General features: G+C 70.4%; 6 protein-coding genes and 1 pseudogene. 3 read left to right on the top strand and 4 right to left on the bottom strand.

Annotated elements, in window-relative coordinates:
* Both ACT6XY_RS22330 and ACT6XY_RS22325 read right to left on the bottom strand, forming a co-directional pair.
* Window positions 1-517 (bottom strand): peptidoglycan-binding domain-containing protein (locus tag ACT6XY_RS22330; protein ID WP_444750506.1); only part of this gene is annotated, 517 nt, incomplete at its 3' end.
* A complete protein-coding gene (locus ACT6XY_RS22325) occupies window positions 510-2,288 on the bottom strand; it encodes a PAS domain-containing sensor histidine kinase (protein WP_444750505.1) in 1,779 nt (592 codons plus the stop codon). The genes ACT6XY_RS22330 and ACT6XY_RS22325, both read right to left, overlap by 8 nt.
* 366 nt (window positions 2,289-2,654) lie before the next feature.
* Here ACT6XY_RS22325 and ACT6XY_RS22320 point away from each other — a divergent pair, with 366 nt between their 5' ends.
* Together ACT6XY_RS22320 and ACT6XY_RS22315 are read left to right on the top strand one after the other, a co-directional pair.
* A complete protein-coding gene (locus ACT6XY_RS22320) occupies window positions 2,655-3,002 on the top strand; it encodes a hypothetical protein (RefSeq protein WP_444750504.1) in 348 nt (115 codons plus the stop codon).
* A gap of 47 nt (window positions 3,003-3,049) precedes the next feature.
* Window positions 3,050-3,487 carry a SufE family protein gene (locus ACT6XY_RS22315; RefSeq protein WP_444750503.1) on the top strand — a complete coding sequence of 146 codons (438 nt, stop codon included), beginning with the start codon at window positions 3,050-3,052 and terminating at the stop codon, window positions 3,485-3,487.
* Here the strand turns inward: ACT6XY_RS22315 and ACT6XY_RS22310 are convergent, their stop codons facing one another.
* A complete protein-coding gene (locus ACT6XY_RS22310; RefSeq protein WP_444750502.1) occupies window positions 3,488-4,159 on the bottom strand; it encodes a haloacid dehalogenase type II in 672 nt (223 codons plus the stop codon).
* Between the two features lie 126 nt (window positions 4,160-4,285).
* Between ACT6XY_RS22310 and ACT6XY_RS22305 the strand changes: the two genes are divergently transcribed.
* A complete protein-coding gene (locus tag ACT6XY_RS22305; RefSeq protein WP_444750501.1) occupies window positions 4,286-5,152 on the top strand; it encodes a branched-chain amino acid aminotransferase in 867 nt (288 codons plus the stop codon).
* A 91-nt stretch (window positions 5,153-5,243) separates the two neighbouring features.
* Here ACT6XY_RS22305 and ACT6XY_RS22300 read toward each other — a convergent pair.
* Window positions 5,244-5,653, bottom strand: a pseudogene (locus ACT6XY_RS22300) (hypothetical protein); the annotation flags it as partial.

Here is a 5,653-nt window from a genome sequence, read left to right as displayed (position 1 = left end):
GCAGGCGGGTGAGCAGCGCCTCGGAGGCCTCGCCCGTCGGGGCGACCCGCGCCTCGGTCTCGAAGCGACGGATGGCCGCCTCGGTCTTCGGACCGGACACGCCGTCGATCGTGCCGTCGTAGAGGCGGCGGCGCTGCAACTCGCGCTGGACGTCGGCGACGATCTCCGACTTCGGCCGCGCGGCGGTCGCGGCGGCGGGCGCGGCCGGCTCGCTCTGGCGCGGCGAGATGCTGGCGGTCTGCTGCACGTCGGCCGGACGGGGCGCGGGCGCCGGCGCCGGCTGGATCACGGCGGCGGCGAAGAGCGGTGCGGGATGGGGGCCGGTCTGGCGGACGAGGGCGTTGGCGACGATGCCGATCGCCACGAAGCCCATCAGGGCGAGCGCGATGCGGTCACCCGGGCTGCGGCCGATGATCTGCCGCCAGAGGCCGCCGCGCGGCGCCTCGTCGTCCATGTCCATGGAGGAGCGCCCGCGGCGGGGACGCAGATCCTCGTCGTCATAGGTCGCGTCACGCAATTTTCCGTCCCTCCTGGATCGTCTCGGCCGGGCTCGTGGCGGAGGCCAGCGGCAGGGGCGCCACCTTGCCGTGGGTCTCGCAGTCCATCGGCATGCGCAGCGTCACCCGCGTGCCGCGGCCGAGCTGCGAGGTGATCTCGAGCCGGCCGCCATGCAGTTCGGCGAGGCCCTTGACCACCGAGAGGCCGAGGCCGGTGCCCTCGTAGGGCCGGTCGTAGCTGGAGCGCGCCTGGAAGAAGGGGCTGCCGAGGCGCGGCAGGTCCTTGGCGGCGATGCCGATACCGGTGTCCGTGACCGAGAGCGACAGCCAGGAGCCGTCGCGGCGCAGGCCGATCGTCACAGTGCCGCCGGGCTTGGTGAACTTGATGGCGTTGGACACGAGGTTGAGGAGGATCTGCCGGTAGGCGCGCTTGTCGCCCACCACTTCCTCGACCCCCTCGGGGAGCTCGGCGGTCAGCGCCACGCCGGCGCCGCTCGCCTTGAGGTCCATCATCTGCACGCACTGGGTGATCAGCGGCGGCAGGGCGAAGGGTTCGGGCGTGATCTCGAAATGTCCGCTCTCGATCTTCGACATGTCGAGAATCGAATTGACCAGATTGAGCAGATGCTCGCCGGAGTCGCGGATGAGGGTCGCGTATTCGTGGCGGCGGGCCTGGTCGAGGCGCATGTCCTGCTCGTGCATCAGCATCTCGGAGAAGCCGTTGATGGCGTTCAGCGGGGTGCGCAGCTCGTGGCTGACATTGGCGAGGAAGCGGCCGCGAGCCTCGTTGGCGCGGTCGGCCTCGTCGCGGGCGGCTTCGACGGCGGCCTCGTGCTGCTTGCGCTCGGAGACGTCGCGCAGCACCGAGACGACCTGCTGGCCCTCGCCGGCGGTGCCGGCGAGCGGACGACTGCGCATTTCCATCCAGATGAAGGAGGGCTGGCCGTCGGCGGCATCCTCGCGGCGCAGGCGGAACTCGGCGGCCGCCTCGATGTGGCGGGACGAGGCGATGGACAGGGCGCTGAGATAGGCCGGCCGGTCGGCGACGTGAACGCGGTCGAACAGGCTCTGGCCGTGCAGGCCATAGGAGGGCACGCCGACGACGCGCTCGGCGGCGGGCGAGGCGAAGACCACCGCGCCGCTGCGGCTGTGGCAGGTGATGAGGTCGGTCATGTTCTCGGCGAGCAGCCGGTAGCGCTGTTCACCGACCGAATGGACCTCCTCACCGGCGCGGCTGACCATCACCGCGGAGAGCGCGAGGCCGACGGCGTAGATCACAGCGGCGGCGGCCGAGGCGAAGCCGGCGACGGCGAGCTGGGTGGAGCCGAGCCCGGACGGCATCAGCATGCCGCTGAGCTGCATCACGCCGATGGCGCCGACGGCGCCAAGGACCATGGCGCCGGCGCTGTGGACGACGCGGCGCGAGCCGGACAGCACCGCCTCGGCCGGCACCAGGGCGAACCAGATGACGATGAAGGAGGTGAGCCCGCCGGAGAGCAGGGCGATGATGGAGACGATGCCCGTCAGCGCCGCGGCGGAAAACAGATGGGCCTGCTGGTAGGCGCCGGTGCGCGACAGGAAGGTGGCGATGGTGATGGGCAGAACCAGCCAGCCGAAAGCGATCGTCTCGACGAGGCCGGGCACGCCCTGGAAGGCGAGGAAGAGCGGCATGGCCGAGAGGGCGACGAGGCCGGGGATGAGGCGCGTGGCGATGAAGGCCCGGTGGCGGGCGAACACGACGGGGTCCACGGTCGCGGCCGGATGAACCAGACCGTCGAGATAGGATCTCACCGAACCGATCAACGCGCTTTCACGCAACGCACTCACCCCGAAACGCGGCGTCCGCCGTTCTCAATGCCGTCAGGATCGCAGCGCCGCATGAAGGAAAAGCTAAGTCGGCGCGCCTGCCGGCACGGCCGGTGGACGGTATTTGCGTTTCGTCCTTCATGGTGAAGAAAGGCTTGCCGGCCGCCGGACCGGACAAACCCGACAATTTGCATAAACCTTAACCTGCATTCAGCCGGGTTTCCGGCGGATTCACCCTGTCCGCCAAGGCCGCGTTCACAGGTGGGAGCCATGATCGTCACGACCGGAGCGGTGCCCTCGAGGCGACAACGACCGCCCGGATACAGGGCTCCAACGACCGGAAACGGCGTCATGTCATTCCTCTTCAAGGCCGCCTTCTGGCTCGGCCTCGTCTTCTATGTGCTGCCGCCGTCGGCGCCTCTGCCGCCCTCGGCCGGCAACGAACTGCCGTCGGGCGGACAGGTGGCGAGCGCGGTGATCCGCGGCGCCGCCCAGCTCTGCCGCGACAATGCGGAAACCTGTGCCCGCGGTGTGGGCGCCGTCACCGAGACGGTGCAGCGCGAGGTGATCGGCGAGACCGTGCCCGCCGCCCGCGACACGCTTCTGCCGGCCGACCTCCAGGTGCCGTTCGGCGGCCTGCCGGTTCCGGCCGGATCGGCGCCGATGCGCGCCCCGCTGCCGCCGCGGCGGCCGGCCTGACGCATGCGGCGCTTTGTTTCGGCGCCGCATCGCCCTATATCCCCGGCATGAGCCAGCTTGCCGCGCCCGCCATCGACGAGATCAAAGAAGCCTTCGCCCTGATCGACGACTGGGAGGAGCGCTACCGCTACCTCATCGAGATCGGCAAGGCGCTGCCGCCGCTGGAGCCGCAGGAGCGCAGCGAGGAGAACCGGGTGAAGGGCTGCGCCAGCAACGTCTGGCTCGTCACCCATGTAGAGCGGCCCGGCCCCGAGGCCGTGATGCGCTTCGAGGGCGAGAGCGATGCCCATATCGTCAAGGGCCTGGTCGCCCTCACCCTCGCCTTCTATTCCGGCCGCCCGGCCCGGGAGGTCGCGACGGACGACGCCTTCGACCTGTTCCGTTCCTTCGGCCTCGAGCAGCACCTCACCCCGCAGCGCTCCAACGGCGTGCGCTCGATGATCGACCGTATTCGCCGGGACGCCGTGGCGGCTTTGGCGGCCTGATCAGGCGACGAGCGTCGGCTGCAAGCCCGCGAGGTCCGGCAGCGTCGCCACCGGGTCGGCGCCCGGATACTCGTTGGGCATGCCTGTGCGGTTGACCCAGACGGGCACGAAGCCGAAACGCGCCGCGCCCGCCACGTCCCATCGATTGGACGAGACGAAGACGACGTCGCCGGCGGAGGCGATGCCGAGCGATCCTTGCGCATGGGCATAGACGGCCGGCACCGGTTTGTAGGCGCCGACGTCCTCCACGGTCACCACGGCGTCGAGCAACGGGCCGATGCCGGCTGCGGCGATGGCCTTGTCCACCATGGCGCGGGTGCCGTTGGTGAAGATGGCGGTGGTCTTGCCCGCCGCCTTCAGCCGCTGAAGGGCGGGCGCGACGTCAGGATAGGCGTCCAGCGTCTCGTAGGCGGCGAGCAGTGCCTGCCTGAGCGCCGGGTCGGCGACGCCGTGGAGGGCGAGCGCAAAGTCTAGACCGCGGCCGGTGAGGGTCCAGAAGTCCTCGAAGCCGCCCGTCATCGTGGTGATCCAGGAATATTCGAGCTGCTTGGCGCGCCAGAGCTGGGAGACCGGCTCGGCCAGCGGCCCCAGCGGCGCGCCGGCGCGCTGCACGGCGGCGTGGACATTGAACAGCGTGCCGTAGGCGTCGAACATGAAGGCGGTGGCGGGCATGGTCTCGTCTCCCCCGGGGTCCCGGCCGAACCATTGCATCGCCGCGCGGCTGGGATCACCACAATTCATGATGACGGCGGCCGCCGCCACGCTAAATTCCCGCTCCCCCGCGGGAGGAGAAGCGCGATGACCAGCTGGTCGAAAACCTGGACCTATGTCGACGGCGACTGGCTGGAGGGCAATCCGCCGCTGACCGGGCCCCGCAGCCACGCCTTCTGGCTCGGTTCCTCCGTGTTCGACGGCGCCCGCATCTTCGACGGCACAATGCCGGACATGGACCTGCACGCGGCGCGGGTGAACCGCTCGGCCGTGGCGCTCGGCCTCAAGGCGACCATGACGGCGGAGAGCATCGTGGGCCTCGCCCGCGACGGGGCAAGCAAGTTCGACGGTTCGGTGCCGCTCTACGTCAAGCCGATGTACTGGGCCGAGGGCGACGGCCCCAACGCCATCCTGCCCGATCCGGAGACGACGCGGTTCTGCCTCTGCCTCTACGAGGCGCCGATGGGCGCGCCGACGGGCATGTCGATCACCCTGTCGAAGTTCCGCCGCCCGACCATCGAGAACGCGCCGACCGATTCCAAGGCGGGCTGCCTCTATCCCAACAACGGGCGCGCCCTGCGCGAGGCGAAGTCGCGCGGCTTCGACAACTGCCTCGTCATGGACATGGTCGGCAACGTGGCGGAGACCGCCACCTCCAACATCTTCATGGCGAAGGACGGCGTGGTCTACACGCCCATCCCGAACGGCACGTTCCTCAACGGAATCACGCGCCAGCGCACCATCGCACTCCTGCGCGAGGCTGGCGTCACCGTGGTCGAGCAGAGCCTGCGCTATGCCGACTTCGAGACGGCAGACGAGATCTTCTCGTCCGGCAACTATTCCAAGGTCATGCCGGTGACGAAGATCGACGACCGGGCACTGCAGCCCGGCCCGATTGGCCGCCGGGCGCGCGAACTCTATTTCGACTACGCGGCGGCCGGCCCCCGCATCTGAGGCGGGAACACCGTCCGTCAGCCGCCGGGTCCCGAACCGTTTCGTCGGCGGCCGTCAGCCGCCGGGTCCCGCTCCGTTTCGTCGGCGGCCGTCAGCCGCCGACATGGGCGCGGAAATCCTTGAGCGAGGCGAAGCGCGTCGTCCCTTCCGGGAGGTCCGCCTCGATGCTGCCGTCGCCGTAGAGGCGGAAGGCGATCCCGGCGATGACGCCCTCGCGCAGCAGCGGCGGCATGGGCTGCTGCGGGGGTGGCGGCGGCGCGGCAACCACCGGCTCCTGGCGCGGCGCCGCCTTCGGCTGCTCGAAAATGTCCTTGAGATCGTCGATCAGCGAGGTGGCGGGGTCGGCCGCGGGTTTCTTCGGGGCGAGGATGTCGTTGAGCTCGGGGAAGTCGCGGGCGAGCGCGGCCATCGCGTCCACCGGCGGCGGGGCGACGGCGGGGGCGGCATCCGGCTCGGGGCGAACGAGCTCCAGCCGTCGCGGCGCAGCGACCGGGGGCGCCT

The organism is Phreatobacter sp. (genome assembly GCF_052440005.1).
Lineage (GTDB): Bacteria > Pseudomonadota > Alphaproteobacteria > Rhizobiales > Phreatobacteraceae > Phreatobacter.
The sequence above is the reverse complement of the archived record's forward strand: the minus strand, read 5'-3'. Positions and strand labels throughout refer to the sequence as shown.